At 62.4% G+C, this 15,248-nt stretch carries 13 protein-coding genes; 10 read left to right on the top strand and 3 right to left on the bottom strand.

The genetic code is table 11. The annotated features are described in order from the left end of the window. The first annotated feature begins 81 nt into the window (after positions 1-81). The 6 genes from AC13DE_RS05790 to AC13DE_RS05765 all read left to right on the top strand — a co-directional run bounded on the left by AC13DE_RS05790 (position 82) and on the right by AC13DE_RS05765 (position 4,855). The gene (locus AC13DE_RS05790; RefSeq protein ID WP_008335691.1) at positions 82-2,253 is read left to right on the top strand and encodes a ParB/RepB/Spo0J family partition protein; all 2,172 of its coding nucleotides are present in this window, start codon (positions 82-84) and stop codon (positions 2,251-2,253) included. 126 nt (positions 2,254-2,379) lie between these two features. Next, positions 2,380-2,760, top strand: a complete 381-nt coding sequence (locus AC13DE_RS05785; protein ID WP_008335689.1) for a DUF3768 domain-containing protein — start codon at positions 2,380-2,382, stop codon at positions 2,758-2,760. Between the two features lie 116 nt (positions 2,761-2,876). Further along, positions 2,877-3,173, top strand: a complete 297-nt coding sequence (locus AC13DE_RS05780) for a hypothetical protein (protein ID WP_067264293.1) — start codon at positions 2,877-2,879, stop codon at positions 3,171-3,173. Between the two features lie 78 nt (positions 3,174-3,251). Then, positions 3,252-3,635, top strand: coding sequence for a DUF6878 family protein (locus tag AC13DE_RS05775; RefSeq protein ID WP_483047343.1), 384 nt, complete (start codon positions 3,252-3,254; stop codon positions 3,633-3,635). A 1-nt stretch (position 3,636) separates the two neighbouring features. Continuing rightward, positions 3,637-4,113 carry a DUF6915 family protein gene (locus AC13DE_RS05770; protein WP_483047342.1) on the top strand — a complete coding sequence of 159 codons (477 nt, stop codon included), beginning with the start codon at positions 3,637-3,639 and terminating at the stop codon, positions 4,111-4,113. Between the two features lie 106 nt (positions 4,114-4,219). Beyond that, a complete protein-coding gene (locus AC13DE_RS05765; protein WP_483047341.1) occupies positions 4,220-4,855 on the top strand; it encodes a hypothetical protein in 636 nt (211 codons plus the stop codon). Between the two features lie 332 nt (positions 4,856-5,187). Here AC13DE_RS05765 and AC13DE_RS05760 read toward each other — a convergent pair whose 3' ends face one another. After that, positions 5,188-6,051 carry an NmrA family NAD(P)-binding protein gene (locus AC13DE_RS05760; protein ID WP_483047340.1) on the bottom strand — a complete coding sequence of 288 codons (864 nt, stop codon included), beginning with the start codon at positions 6,049-6,051 and terminating at the stop codon, positions 5,188-5,190. Positions 6,052-6,173: 122 nt separating this feature from the next. Between AC13DE_RS05760 and AC13DE_RS05755 the strand changes: the two genes are divergently transcribed. The 4 genes from AC13DE_RS05755 (at position 6,174) to AC13DE_RS05740 (ending at position 13,900) form a co-directional block, all read left to right on the top strand. After that, on the top strand, positions 6,174-7,085 hold the full coding sequence (locus AC13DE_RS05755; protein WP_483047339.1) for a LysR family transcriptional regulator: 912 nt from the start codon (positions 6,174-6,176) through the stop codon (positions 7,083-7,085). Between the two features lie 162 nt (positions 7,086-7,247). After that, positions 7,248-11,639 carry a strawberry notch-like NTP hydrolase domain-containing protein gene (locus tag AC13DE_RS05750; RefSeq protein WP_483047338.1) on the top strand — a complete coding sequence of 1,464 codons (4,392 nt, stop codon included), beginning with the start codon at positions 7,248-7,250 and terminating at the stop codon, positions 11,637-11,639. Continuing rightward, entirely contained in the window at positions 11,636-12,691 is a 1,056-nt protein-coding gene (locus tag AC13DE_RS05745; RefSeq protein WP_483047337.1) for a DUF7146 domain-containing protein, read from the top strand. Before AC13DE_RS05750 ends, AC13DE_RS05745 begins: the two co-directional genes overlap by 4 nt. 297 nt (positions 12,692-12,988) lie before the next feature. Beyond that, positions 12,989-13,900 (top strand): DUF2493 domain-containing protein, encoded by a 912-nt coding sequence (locus AC13DE_RS05740; RefSeq protein WP_483047336.1) that lies wholly within the window; start codon positions 12,989-12,991, stop codon positions 13,898-13,900. An 8-nt stretch (positions 13,901-13,908) separates the two neighbouring features. Here AC13DE_RS05740 and AC13DE_RS05735 read toward each other — a convergent pair whose 3' ends face one another. Together AC13DE_RS05735 and AC13DE_RS05730 are read right to left on the bottom strand one after the other, a co-directional pair. After that, entirely contained in the window at positions 13,909-14,202 is a 294-nt protein-coding gene (locus AC13DE_RS05735) for a helix-turn-helix domain-containing protein (RefSeq protein WP_483047335.1), read from the bottom strand. Beyond that, the gene (locus tag AC13DE_RS05730) at positions 14,199-14,540 is read right to left on the bottom strand and encodes a type II toxin-antitoxin system RelE/ParE family toxin (protein ID WP_483047334.1); all 342 of its coding nucleotides are present in this window, start codon (positions 14,538-14,540) and stop codon (positions 14,199-14,201) included. Before AC13DE_RS05730 ends, AC13DE_RS05735 begins: the two co-directional genes overlap by 4 nt. Positions 14,541-15,248: the final 708 nt, after the last annotated feature.

Here is a 15,248-nt window from a genome sequence, read left to right as displayed (position 1 = left end):
CAGAGAAAGGGAAGCCCGGGTGCCGGGCTTGATAGGATAGAGAGAGTCTCATCCGGGTCCGGCGTAACAAGGACCCTGACCATGGCCAAGACCTCAACCCGCCCGAAACCCGCCACCGTGAAGAAGACAGAAGCCGCCGCATCGGCAACGGCTGACGGAGCGACCGACATTCGTCTGATCCCGCTCGACCAGCTGGAGCCCAGCCCGCTCAACGTTCGCAAGGTGGCGCCGAGCGCCAGCGTCGAAGCCGAGCTTCTCGCAAGCATTCGCGAAACCGGCATCAAGCAGAACCTGGTGGTTCATGCGCTGTCTGAGACACGTTTTGCGGTTGATGCCGGCGGTCGCCGCCTCAAGGCGCTGAAGCAGCTCGCCGATGACGGCGTGATCCCAGTTGATCACCCCGTGCCCTGCCTCGTCGAGGACGAGCGCAACGCCATCCTCACATCTACCACGGAAAACCTCCAGCGCGCGGCGATGCACCCGGCCGACCAGTTCGAAGCTTTTGAGGCGATGATCGCCGAGGGGCGCAGCGAGGACGAGATCGCGCTGAAGTTCGGCGTCTCGGTCGACCTGGTGCGACGTCGTCTCAAACTCGCCCGTGTCGCGCCCGAGATCATCGAACAATTCCGTGCGGGCGATCTGACCCTCGAATGCGTGATGGCTTTCACGCTGACCGACGACCATGACCGCCAACTGGCAGTTTGGAACGCGGTGAAGGGCGGCTATCACATCCACCCACAGAGCATCAAACGCCAGCTGACTGAGACCGCGCATTCGGCGAACTCGGCCCTCGGGCGCTTTGTCGGCATCGAGGCGTATGAGGCGGCAGGCGGCGTTCTGCTGCGCGATCTCTTCGACGATCGTGCCAGCGCCCATATGGAAAACCCCGAGCTCCTGGAGCGCCTCGCCATCGAGAGGCTGCAGGCTGCGGCCAAGACTTTTGAGGGGATGTGGAAATGGGTCGAGGTTCACCTCTCGGTCGACTACGGCGCGTTTCGCAGTTTCGGGCGGGTCTATCCGCAGGATGTCGATCCCGATCCGGACTTGCTCGCCGAGGAGGAACGTCTCATCGCCCGCGAAGAGGAATTGGCGGCGCAGAACGACGGCGAGGATTGGTCTGAGGCGGAGACGGAGGAATACTACGCAATCGAGCCGCGTTTGCGCGAGATCGAAGCCCTGCAGCGCGAACGGCAACCGTACGCGGACGAAGATCGTGCCATCGCGGGCGTGGTTCTGACCATCGGTCATGACGGGGCGCTACGTGTCGAGAAAGGCCTCGTGCGACCAGAAGATATCCCCGCTGCGACCGAGCCGGGCGAGGATAGTGCTGAAGCGGGTGATGCCCCATCCCCTGCCCGCCCGCACGTGACGCCGCCAACCTCCTCGACGCCGGTGCCAACCTCCGATCCGGCGGCGACCTTGCGCAAGGCGGATGGGATTTCGGCGAGCCTCGCCGACGATCTGCGCGCGACGCGTCAGCACATCCTGCGGGCGCATCTGGCGGCGGATTTCGAGGTGGCGTTCGATGCGATGCTCTACGCGCTCTGCGAACAGGCTTTGGGGCGGTCCTACAACAACGAAGCGCTCGACATCTCGATCCGGCCTTTCCAGGCGCAAGACCGCGAGGTGCTGCATGCGGATACTGTCGCCCAGAAAATGCTCGAGGCACTGGAACAGGACCTCGCCACCGACTGGATGAAGCTCGAGAAACCAGAGGACTTCCGGGTGATGTCGGCGCTGCCTCTTGCCGATAAGCAGGCGCTTTTCGCCTGGGCGACGGGTCTGGCGGTAAAGCCGCAGCTCTCCTCCGACAATCGCCCCTCCCCAATCATCGAGGAGATTGGCGCGCGGCTTGATGTCGATGTGGCGGCCTGCTGGCGCCCGACCGCGCAAAACTACTGGGGTCGAGTCAACAAGGGCCATGCAGTCGCGACTGCGCTCAAGCTGATCAGCGAGGACTACGCCGAAGATCGCAATCGCGAGCGCAAGGGCGATATCGCGGCCGCGATGGAGCGGGCTTTCGCGGAAACCGCCGGCGAGACGGAAGGGTTCGGCGCGGCGACGGTTGCGAAGACGACGCGCTGGCTGCCCGACGGGATGGCGTTTGCCGGTGCGATGGACGCTGACGCCGACATGGGTGACGATGTGCCCGAGGCCGAAGAAGGCGACCAGCCCGCCTCAGATACTCAGATCGATGCCGAGAACGACGAACCGTCGTCCTTGCCAGCCTTCCTCAGTGGGGATGCTGCCTGACGAAGCGACCACCGACCTGAACCTGACATGATCTCTGGGCCGTCCTCACATCGAGGGCGGCCCTTTCCGGCTGGCGGGTTGACCACAGCCGATAACGGATCAGCTGGCCCGTCCCGGAGAATTCCTATGACCACCACACTCGACCTCGACCCCGTTCAGGAAGCCGCACTTATCGCTGCGCAGAATGACGCCTTTCGCCGTACCATCCTTGGCAATGCCCCAGTTGCCGATGCCCCGCAGGGCCAGTTCGTAATGACACGCGGCGTCGCGGCGCTTGGGCTCGATGTGCAGCTGGAACTCACCCGCCGCGTCGCCGCTTTCGACACCTTCATTGCCGACAGCGACCCCCATGGCTGGCACGAGATGGGTGTCATTGAGCTTGAGGACACGACGGTCTGGTTCAAACTCGACCTGTACGATGTCGACTACCAATACGGCTCCCCCGAGCCCTCTGACCTTGCGCAAACGCGTCGGGTCCTGACCCTGCTGCTGCCGTCGGAATACTGACGCCCCCCATCCCTAGTCACCGCCCCGGACCGCCCTTGCACAAAGGGCGGTCCTTTCAGGCTGGCGGGTTCCAAAGGGCGCGATACCCGCGTCCGGCCCGCCACAGGAGACCAGAGATGGCCAAGACACTCGACTACCAGATTACCCTCTATCCCGCGCATCGCGATGGCGCCTTCGTTGTTACCCAGTTCCAAATGCTGGGGAGCTACCCCGAAAAGCGCATCCAGGCCGCGGGAATGGATGACCTGATCGACAAGGTGACGCAGTTCGCCATGGAGCATGGCGAGAGCTGCAGCGCTTCGGTGCGCTGTCTCGCCCCGCGCAAACCGCCGGGGTTCAAGCGCGCGACCGAGAACCTCTATTTCAACCTCGTTGACCGGACGGCTGAAAAACGCGGCGACGCTGCGGCCTGAAGCCCTCGCAGGAAACCTCCGGGGCGGCCTCGCGCAGCGGTCGCCCTCCCCTTCCCTCAATTCAAATGGACCAAAGACATGACGCAAGAGACTGATTTCTACGCACAGATGCTCGAATCCCAGAGACGGACTGCCGAACAGCGGGTTGAGACCCGCGCGGCTCTTCTCCCTGAGTTGCGCGCTCTCGGCGTGACGACCATCGAGGTGCAATACGAAGGCTACGGCGACTCCGGCAATGTCGAGGATGTCGTCGTGAGCCCTGACACGATCACGCTGACAGAAGACCTGCGGCACCGGGTCGAAGATTTCGGCTGGGACTTCGCCTATGCGCTGAGTCCCGGCTTCAAGAACAACGAAGGTGGCTATGGCGAACTGACCTGGGCACTCCAGGCGGACAAAATCGATGTCAGCCACTCGAAGCGCTATATCGAGACCGACACCACCGTACACGAGGGGCTCTGACATGGCACATCCCCTCCACCACGCCGAAAGCTCGGCCCGAAAATTTGGCGGAGTTCCGGATGATTACCAGCATGTGCATGACTGGTTTGACTCATCCAAAGAGCGCCTCGCGATCTTTACGCATCGCGCACATCGGCACCACACGCTCGGGATCTTCGAAGCTGAGCGATTGTTTGGCCACAGCCTGACCAACAGCGCCGGCCGGGTCGTCCCGATCCGCTGGATTGGCGAGCAGCATGTGCGCGAAGATTGCCAGGGGCGCATCCCGTCGCTGGCGGAATGGCTCGGACGCATTCAGCCTGAGCCTTGGATGGCCAATGGCCGGATCGACAACGACCCGACGCAAATCGGCCGCGATCCGCGCGCGGCCTGGATCGAAGCAGTCGCCAATCACCAGACCATTCTCGGTTTTGAGGATTGGCTCCTGAAGGTTTCTGTCGAGCACGTCCAGCATCGTCAGAACCGCGCCGCCGCCTGATCCGCCGGTCGGCAAGCTCGCCAACCATCTGACCACGTCCAAATCGACCCGCCTGCGGCCTCAACCGGCTCGGCGGGTCGATTGCGTTTCAAGAAAGGATATCGACATGCAAGACCCTGTCTACGAGGAGGCCTACCAAGGCCACATCATCAAGATCTACCACGACCCCGATTCTGAGAGCCCGTGGGAGTGGTCCAATCTCGGCACGCTGATTTGCTGGCATGGGCGTTATCGGCTTGGCGACAGCCATCAGTTCGACAGCCCAGACGCGTTCCTGCGCGACCTCGCGGGTGTCTCGGATCCGAGCGATCTCCCGATGGATCGCCTGCGCGACCGCGCGGCACGAAAGGCTATCATCCTGCCCATCTACCTCTATGACCATTCCGGCCTCGCGATGAACACGATCGGGTTTCACTGCCCGTGGGATTCCGGCCAGGTTGGTTTCATCTATGTGACGCTCAAGGCCGTTCGAAAAGAATTCGGTGTGAACCGCGTCACCAAGGTGCTGCGCGAAAAGGCAGAAGACATCCTGCGCGCGGAAATCGTCAGCTACGATGCCTATCTCGGCGGACGGGTCTACGGCTATGTCGTTGAGAACAACGGCGAGGAGGTCGACGCCTGCTGGGGGTTTGTCGGCGATTATGAGCTGGACTGTTTGCTCGAGGCGCGACACGCCGTGCCCGCACCGGCACCCGGTCAAACATCCCATTCGACTGGGGTTCAGGCGCAGGCTCACTTTTAGGAAGTTGGATTGGTGAGCTACGGTCTGCCTGCCTTTTTGCAATCAGAGTAGCTCGGATTGCTGCGATGCAGAATTTTCTGGCTCAGCTATTGTGCAGACGCAGCAATGCTCCTATCTTTGTTATGTGATCAGTTCCTCCTCCTCCCTGAGCTGATCCAGAATAATCGGCGGCATCCACCTCCTCCCGGATGCCGCCTTTTTCTTTTCTGGCGGTTCCACAATCTGTGATTTGGAGCGGCAAAGCGCTCAAGCGTCTGAGGACCCAACAGGCTTTAGAACTCGGTTGTGTTCGATGTCCGGCAGCAGGTCTCTCGAACAGCAACAGAGGATCCCTACCCGAGACTGGCTTGTAATACGGCGCTCATCGTCTGCGGAGCCCGCCCGAGGATACGTGACAATGTGGGATCGACCGTTGAGAATTCACCCGCCCGCGCCGCGCGGTAGTAGCCCAACATAACGGCGATTGAGCCTTCCGGGACACCGGCGGCCCGCGCATTTGCTTGCAGGACATCTTCGCTGATCAAAACGCGTTCGACAGGCCTGCCCATTATCTGACCCGCGCGCGCCGCCAGCTCGGCAAGGTCGAGCGCTTCAGCCCCGGTCAACGGTGGCGTCGGGCCGTCAGTCACCTCCTGCCCCGCCAGCAGCGCTGCATCCACCGCAGCGAGATCGTCATGGGTCGTCCAGGCGACTTCCCCATCTTGCGGGGCAGCCAATCGCCCCGCTTTCAAGCCCTTGGCATTCATCATCACGGCACTCGCCGCGTAAAAACCGTGGCGCAAGGCCGTCCATGACATCCCCGATGTTGCGAGCATCGTTTCCGTTGCCGCATGATCGCGACCCGGAGGGAAATGCGAGTCCGGCGAACTGGACACCTGACTGGTGTAAAATATGCGCTCCACACCAATGTCGCGGGCCACGTCGATGGCCGTCGCGTGTTGCGTCAGAGGATTACCGCCAGTCGCCGCAGCGTTCGAAGATACGAGAAACAAACGTTCGGCCCCGTCCCAAGCGTGGCGCAAACTCTCTGGATCGTTATAGTCGCCTTGGCGTACGCGCACACCAAGCGCCGCGAATGCCTCGGCTTTTGCGGTGTCGCGGACGCTGACCCCGATGCGCTCGGCGGCGACGTGATGCAGCAGATTTTCAACAATTTTGCGGCCAAGCTGGCCCGTTGCCCCGGTCACGATCAACATGGCTTTGTCCTTTCTATTTCTGTCCGCCGGACCCAAATGTCGGTCGGCGCTGGTTACACCAAGAGTATCCATTGTTCTTTATATCTTTGATAATCCGCCAAATATCGAATAGCCCGTTCTCCATGAAGAACAATATATCCCAAGACGATCTGATCGTGTTTCTGACGGTCCTTGACGAGGGGGGCTTTCGAGCGGCTGCGCGGCGTCTTGGTCTTGCGCCGTCAAACGTCAGCACGACGCTGTCCCGCATCGAGACACAGCTCGGTGTCCCGCTCCTGTTGCGCACGACGCGCAGCATGCGGGCGACAGACCAAGGGCGCGCGCTGGCGGAACGGATCGCGCCCCTGATGGCCGAGCTGCGCGCGGCTTGTGCTGAAACTGCGGATTCGACGGGTCGTGTGAGCGGCCGGTTGAAGATCAATGTGCCGGGCGCGGTCATGCCCGATATCCTGCCGCCTATTCTGGCCGCGTTTCAGCATCGACACCCGGCTGTGGAGGTCGAGCTTGTTGTCGACAACGGCTTGGTCGATATTGTTGCGTCTGATTGCGATGCGGGAATTCGCTACGGCGCATCGCTTGAAAAGGACATGATCTCCATCCCCATTGGACCGCGTCGCCAGCAGATCGCGCTTGCCGCCTCGCCCGCCTATCTGGAGACACATGGCCGCCCAGAGACTCCTGACCAACTGACCTCCCATGATGCGATCCGATATCGCCTGCCGGGTGGGCCTCTGCTCCCATGGACATTGCAAGGCGGAGGTCAGGCCATCACGGTCGAGCCTATCACACGTTTGGTCCTCAGCGTGAATGCCCTGAACTCCGGATTGAGTTATGCGCGGGCGGGAATGGGGATCATCGCCATGTTCCGCAATTGGCTCGAGGGCGATTTTCGCGCACAGACGCTTGTGCCGATCCTGAAAGAGCACTGGCAACCTCTGGATGGGCCAAGGCTCTACTACCCCAACCGGTTTACATCCAACGCGTTACGGGCATTCATTGAGACCTGCCAGAGCATGGCCAATGGGGATGAATAAGGTTGCAAATTACCAGTGAAAGTTCGGTTGCAATCACATTCTCTGTGAGCGCTGTTAGAACCCGACCGAAAAGAGTGAAAGACAGGGCGGGAGGGGTGACCCCTCCCGGGTGAGAGAGTGCGCGCGGGGTTCGGGGCCAACCCTCAACCCTGGAGATTGCCGATGAACGCTCACCCCCATTCCGTCCCTCTTGCGCCCGAGGCTCTTTCCCTGCCGGATGCCTCGGGCTTCGCCCAAAACCTTATGCAGGCTGCGAGAACCCTCGTGCCGCGGTTCGAAGCGGGCAAACCCGTCGATGCCGCCGCTCTTCGCACTGCGATGGAGGAGACTTTCTGCGCCAGTGACAGCAGCGGTGCCTGGGTCTGGAAGGACGCCTACGAAGCGGCAGAAGTCGCGCAGATCCTGATGCTTTCGCGCTACGGCGCATTGATGCAGCGCCAGGCCGCCTCACCGCAAGCCTTCCTCACCATGATCGAGCGCCTCGCCGGGCTGGCCCCGTCCCACACGCGGCGTTCTGAGGACAGCGTCCGTCTGCAACAATTCTCAACCCCTCTGCCCCTTGCGGCCATCGTGGCCCAGGCGGCGCGGTTCCGGGCCGACGACCTGGTACTCGAGCCCTCGGCCGGCACCGGGATGCTGGCGATTTTCGCCCGGGTCGCCGGCACCGGCCTGGCGCTGAATGAACTCGCGGAGACCCGCCGTGCCCTGCTGAGTGAATTGTTCCGAGCAGCAACGGTCTCGGATCACGATGCCGCCTCGATCGACGACCGGCTGGATCGGTCGATCATGCCCTCTGTCATCTTGATGAACCCGCCCTTCTCGGCTGCCAACCATGTGGAAGGCCGGTTCCGGCAGGCCACCAGCCAGCATGTACTCTCTGCCCTGGCCCGCCTCGCGCCGGGCGGACGTCTTGTCGTCATCACCGGCGAGAGCTTCCGTCCCTCGACGAATTCCTTCCAGTCAACCTTCCAGCGGTTCAGGCAGAGCGCCGATGTGGTGTTTTCCGCCGCCATCGACGGCAAGGTCTTCGCGCGGCATGGCACCACGATCGACACGCGGCTCACAGTAATCGACAAGCGCGCGGCGGGCGTTGAAGAGACCGCACCTGTCGACCTCGAGACCGCCTATCATCCGATCTCCGCGACTACGAGCGACCTTCTCAACGCGGTGCTGAACCATTGCCCGGAACGCCGCAGTCCTCCGCCCTGCCCCAACAATACCGCCCTATCGATCCCTGCCCGCCCGACCCGCACCAACCTACACGCCCTACGCAACGCCGCGCGCAAGGAAACCCGCGCCCTCGCCGTGGAACGCGCCAGGCATCCCTTCGATGATATCGAAACGGCACCACTCGAGTACCTGCCGAAAGCCTGGAGCGAACCAGAGGGTACGCTACAGGACACGGTCTACGAGGCCTATGACCTTCAAGGGATCCGGGTCGACGGCGCGGCGGAACATCCGACCGCGCTGGTGCAATCCGCCGCCATGGCCTCGGTCCCGCCGCCCGTGCCGACCTACCGCCCGGTTCTGCCGAAGACCCTCGTCGAGGATGGCCTCCTCTCTGCTCCACAGCTCGAAAGCGTCATCTATGCTGGCAATGCCCATGAGACGCACCTGAAGAGCTGGTTCAAGCGCGGCGAGATCGAAGGCCATCTGATGGCAGCGGCCGAGGGTGACGAGGGCGCCTTCCGCCTGCGCAAGGGCTGGTTCTTGGGCGATGGCACCGGCTGCGGCAAGGGCCGGCAAGTTGCGGGCATCATCCTCGACAATTGGCTACAAGGCCGCCGCAGGGCGGTCTGGGTCTCAAAAAGCGACAAGCTCATCGAAGATGCGCGGCGCGACTGGATGGCGCTCGGGGGGCGCGAGGGCGATATCGTGCCGCTCTCGAAGTTCCGCCAGGGCAGCGACATCCGCCTGCCCGAGGGTATCCTCTTCGTCACCTATGCCACGCTGCGCTCGGCCGAACGTGAGGGCAAAGCCTCTCGCCTGGACCAGGTGACGTCCTGGCTCGGCGAAGGGTTCAATGGAGTCATCGCTTTTGATGAAAGCCACGCCATGGCAAATGCCGCCGGTGAAAAGTCCGACCGCGGTGACAAGAAAGCGTCCCAGCAAGGCCTTGCGGGCCTCGCGCTGCAGAACGCGGTTCCCGATGCGCGCGTCCTCTACGTATCGGCCACCGGGGCGACGGTCGTCGGCAATCTCGCCTATGCTTCCCGCTTCGGTCTCTGGGGCACTGGTGATTTCCCCTTCGTGACGCGGGCCGAGTTTGTCGCCGCGATGGAGGCCGGGGGTATTGCCGCCATGGAGATGATCTCGCGCGACCTGAAGGCGCTCGGGCTCTATCTCGCGCGCTCGCTTTCCTATGCGGGGGTCGAATACGAGATGCTGGTCCATGAACTGTCACCTGCCCAGGTCGCGATCTATGACAGCTACGCCGATGCCTACCAGATCATCCACACCAACCTCGGTGCAGCACTGCAGGCATCCGGTATTTCCACCGAGACGGGCACCTTGAACGCTCAGGCGAAATCCGCCGCGCGCTCGGCCTTCGAGAGCAACAAACAGCGCTTCTTCAACCATCTCATCACCGCCATGAAATGTCCCTCGCTGATCCGTTCGATCGAGGCGGACCTGGCGGCGGGCCATTCAGCGGTGATCCAGGTGGTCTCGACCAGTGAGGCGGTGATGGAGCGCCGCCTCGAAGAGATCCCGCCTTCGGAGTGGGACGACCTGCAGGTCGACTTCACGCCGAGAGAAAACATCATGGACTACCTGATGCACAGCTTCCCGACGCAGCTTTTTGAGCCTTACACGGACGAGAATGGCGACCTGCGGTCTCGCCCTGCCCTCGATGGCGATGGCAACCCGATTATCTGCCGTGAGGCGGAGCGGCGTCGCGACGAGCTTGTCGAGCATCTTGGGGCGCTGGCCCCGGTGCAGGGTGCGCTTGATCAGATCCTCTGGCATTTCGGAGGCGATGCGGTGGCCGAGGTCACGGGGCGCAAGCGGCGCATTGTGAAGACGCGTGAAGGACGGTTCAAGGTCGAGAACCGCCCTGCTTCTTCCAACCTTGGTGAAACGCAGGCCTTCATGGATGACGCTAAGCGCATCCTGATCTTCTCCGATGCCGGTGGAACCGGGCGCAGCTACCACGCCGATCTCGGGGCAAAGAACCAGCGCCTTCGGGTGCATTACCTGCTGGAGCCCGGCTGGAAGGCCGACAATGCGATCCAGGGTCTTGGACGCACCAATCGCACAAATCAGGCGCAGCCGCCGCTCTTTCGACCCGTCGCGACAGACGTGAAAGGTGAGAAGCGGTTTCTCTCCACCATCGCGCGTCGCCTCGACACGCTTGGCGCCATCACCAAGGGACAGCGCGAGACTGGCGGGCAGAACATGTTTCGTGCCGAGGACAACCTCGAAAGCCCCTACGCGCGCGCGGCGCTGCGGCAGTTCTTCTACAAGCTCCGCGCGGGCAAGATCGAGGCTTGCTCTTACGCCAAGTTCCAGGAAATGACCGGGCTGACGCTCGATGAGGCGGATGGCACGATGAAAGAAAACCTGCCGCCGATCCAGCAGTTCCTGAACCGCTGCCTGGCGCTGCGGATCGACATGCAGGACGCAATTTTTGATGCCTTCGGCGGTTTTCTTTCGGCCATCATCGAGGATGCGCGCCAGGCAGGCACGCTCGATGTCGGCCTCGAGACCCTGCGCGCCGAGAAGTTCGAGTTAGTTGATCGCAAGGTCATCTTCGAGCATGAGGCGACCGGGGCGGCGGCCACCGCCCTGACCGTCGAGCGCACGGATCGCAACGATCCGCTGACCTTGCCTCGCGTCAAAGCGATCTGCGCGGAAACAAAAGGCGCGACGCTGTGCTGGAACGCCTCCTCCAAACGCGCGGCGTTGATGGTGAAGGCGCCGGCCTTCATGGACGAGGATGGCGTGCCGATCCTGCGGGTGAAGCTCCTTCGGCCCATGGCGACGGAGATCCTCGCCCTCACCGAGTTCTCGAAATCGCACTGGGAAGAGGTTGATGACGCGATGTTCGAACAGCTCTGGCAGGCCGAGGTGGACGCGGTGCCGGAGTTCACCACCTCGAAGACCACGCTGATCTGCGGGTTGCTCCTGCCGATCTGGGACCGGTTGCCAGCCGACAACATGCGCATCTATCGCCTGCAGACTGACGATGGGGAGCGCGCCATCGGCCGTCTGGTCAGCCAGGAGCAACTCCTGAACGTCTACGCGCGGCTCGGGCTCGACTGCCAGATCGAGATGACACCTCTGGAAGTGTTCAGCGCAGTGATGGAGGCCAAGACGACCCTCAGCCTGCTTGGGGGCTACCAGCTGCGTCGCTCTCTGGTCATGGGACAGCCGAGGCTCGAGCTGATCGGAGCGTCGGGCGCGGCACTGCCCGCATTGAAGGCCTTGGGCTGTTTCACCGAGGTCATCCAGTGGAAGACGCGGGTGTTCATCCCGGTGGACGGCACTGACGTGCTGGCGCGCGTGCTCGCCGAACATCCGGTTGGCGCCAGCGCCGCGGATGCTGCCGCATGAGCGCGCCGCGCAGCATCGCGGAGCTCTCGGCCGATCTGGCGGACCGGGCCGAGAGTTTCTGCCGCCAGTATTTTCCCGAGGGGCGCAAGCAGGGCAATTATTGGCAGGTCGGCGACACTTCGGGCGCAAAGGGCCAGAGCCTCGCCATCCGGCTGCAAGCGCAGGGTGGTCGTAAAGCCGGATCCTGGACCGATTTCGCGACGGGTGAATATGGCGATCTGATCGACCTGCTGCAGGAACGGCTTGGGTCGGTCACGCTGAAGGAAACGCTGAGGGAGGCCCGGTCCTTTCTCGGCGGGGACCCCTGCCCTGCCGTGCCACGAGAGCCACGAGAGCCACGAAAAGCTGAGCGCTCGGATGCAGACGCCGACAAACGCATCGCGCGGGCGCGCAAACTCTTTGCCGCAGGCAAGCCGTTACTCGGCACTCTGGCTGCCGCCTATCTGCAAGGGCGCGGTATCACACGGCTAGGTCCGGCCCTGCGCTATCACCCACGGGTCTTTCTGTGGCAAGGCGACGACGATCCTGATCCGCCGCAAAGAGCCCCTGCCCTGCTCGCAAAGATCACCGACAATCGCGGCCAGATCACCGGATGCGCAAGGGTCTATCTCGACCCGTCCACCGGCGGTTTGGCCGAGATCGAGAGCCCGAAGCGGATCATCGGACAGCTGCACGGCCATGCCATCCGCTTCTGGTCCGGCTCACCTCGCAGCGATCTCATCGTCGGCGAAGGGCTCGAGAACACCCTCTCGGTCGGCACGGCTCTCCCCGAGTTCGATCTCGCCTCCTGTCTCACCGCCGCCCATCTCGGTCTCTTCATCCCGCCGCCGGGCGTCAAGCGTATCTGCATCGCGCGGGACAATGACGAAGCTGGGCGTAACGGATCAATGAGATTGCGTAACAAACTGGAATCGCTTGGAATTACCTGTGGTGATCTCGTGCCAAACATGGGTGATTTCAACGACGATCTGCGGGCTTTCGGCAAGGATGCGCTGCGCCGGTCGCTGATAGAGGCCATGAAAGAGCAAGGTCTGAAGCTCGAGGCCGGCTGAGCGCCAACCTCCTCTGGGATGCCTGACGGGGCAAAGGTTCCGCGGGTTCGATCTGATCCCGTTTGGATTTCGGGAGCGATGGACCAGCGGGTCGGGGCAGAGCGCTCCTCGCCCGGGCAGCAATGCGCCCCGAACCAGAAAATTCCCCTGAGCCTTCGGCTCATTCCTCGCGGGAACAATTTTCCGGTCCGCGGCGCATTCTCCGCTGCGCTCCGATCCTGACGGATGCGGCCCGGTCGCCGCCGGTCCTGTTATCGCCCATCCAAATCGGGTCAGATCAAACAGAGGAACCAGACAATGCCCCATCAGAAAGATATCCCCGAGGAGACCGGCGTGACATCCGCCATCCTCGACCACCTCGCACTTCATGGCGCAACGCCCGGGCCCGGCGAGACCGATCACCGCCCCCTGCCCCAGCCTGACGAGGTCGAGTTCGCCATGGCGACACTGTTCGAGACCACCATCGGCCTCCTCACGGGCAGCCAGTTGGAAGATAATCTCGAAGAGATGCTTTGGTCGCTCACCTCTATCTTCCATCGCCGTCTCACCTATATCCAGAAGCTTCTGGACGACAACGAATTCGAGGTCCGGGAAAGTCTGGCCATCCAGGACGGCTCCGAGGTCGCTTCGGTCGAGCTCGAGCGCCTCCAGATGATCGGGCTCAAGCTCTGGGACCATCGCGACGCTTTCGAGCAGATGCGCGATCTGGCCGTGGACCACTTCTCAGCCGCCACAGGATCGCCCTGGCTGCCCCGCACCGGATCGAAGGTCTCGCACCGCGGCCTGACTTCAGCCGTGGTGGACAGCCGGGCCTATCTCTCGGCCAAGCGCCGCAAGGAGACCGAGGTGCACTGCCCCGAAGGCACGCGGATCGCCTTCTCGGGCGGGGACTATCAGGCTTACGATCTGATCTGGTCCGTCCTCGACGCCACCCACGCCAAATACCCCGACATGGTGCTCCTGCACGGTGGCACGCCCAAGGGCGCTGAGATGATCGCGGCCCGCTGGGCAGATACCCGTGGCGTCACACAGGTGGTCTTCAAACCTGATTGGAAGAGCCACGGCAAGGCCGCTCCCTTCAAGCGCAACGACAAGATGCTCGAGACCATGCCACAGGGTCTTATCGCCACCCCCGGTTCGGGCATCACCGAGAACATCGTCGACAAGGCCCGCAAGATCGGTATCCGCATCAAGAGGATCGGGGCTTAGGCCCCGGTTCACGCACCGCGCAACAGGTCCTGCACGACAGAAGGCTTCTTTGCGATCAGTGCCAACAGAACCTGGGCCGGGCCCGTGGGGTGCCGGCGCCCGTGTTCCCAGTTCAGAAGCGTGCCTTTCGCGACGCCGATGCTCTTGGCGAATTCCGCCTGGGACAGGCCCGTCCGTTGCCGGACTTCGGCGACATCGACTTCCGCGACGGAAACTTCATGGACCTTCACGCCGGCCAAGTCGCCATCTGCGAAGGCCAGCGCCTCTTCCAGCCCCTTGGTGATGGATTCGAATGCACTCATGTTGCGTCTCCATATTTCGCGACAAGCGCCTTGCTCATCTCTACCGCAGCGGCCTGTTCGGTCTTCGACAGGTTGGCTTTCTCATTCTTGGCGAAGACCGTGATCAGAAAGATCGGCATATGGGTCCCGCCAAAGACATACACCGTCCTGAAGCCGCCACTCTTGCCGCTACCCTCTCTCGGGATGCGGACTTTGCGTAACCCGCCACCAAGAGAAATGCCCGCTTCCGGATTGGCGGCAATGAAGTTGATCGCCGCCTCACGCTCCTGGTCCGACATGATTACCTTGGCGCGCCTTTGGAATTCGGGCAGTTCGACCACTGTCTGTAATCGCGTCATCGTCAGTTCCATATAGTTTTTGGCGGCATATGTGTCAATGACGTATAGCATGCGCACTGGAAGGGCAAGTCAGCGACGGTTGCCTGGGCCAATTGGTATGCGCGGTCGGTGGGCGGGACTACCCTGGCCATGTGTATCCTCGCATAGAATGACCGATCCGACCGACCGGTTCGTCGTTTCAGACCATTGGAGGGTGGCGGTGTCACGTAACGAGGCGGCCCTTCGTTCTTAGCCTCGACGCATCGAGTACTCGTCCGCATCGTGGACGCTGCAGCGAAGACATTGATTGCGGCAGGCCAGCGCGGGCGCGCGACTTTGAAGTCTGGCTTAGGTTATATTTCAGGCGAGTTTAGTTAGGAGTGGATTGCGCCCCCCCCCGCAGCATCTCTGTTTGCAGTTCACCCAGTTTCCTTCGTGGCCCCCGCACTTCTCCCGATGTCTGAGTTGCATGACATGCTGGTCGCAGCTGTCGGCCCGTCCACAAAGGTTGTCGCCGATCTTTTTCCCCTGCCCCTGCGGGTCATTCCTCGCGAGACAAAAAGACCGGCGCCTGCCCCTCTCCGCTGTGCTTCGCCTTCGGTGTGGCCGGGCCTTGGCCAGCTGCAAGGTGACCATCATTGCAACGCAAACAAGGAGAAGAGCAATGACCACGAACTGCATCAAATTCACCAGCGCCGACATCGAAACCGCGAAGGGCGTCGGCTCCAT

Source organism: Sulfitobacter sp. L-8 (assembly GCF_056859255.1).
This window is presented reverse-complemented; position numbering and strand designations above follow the sequence as displayed.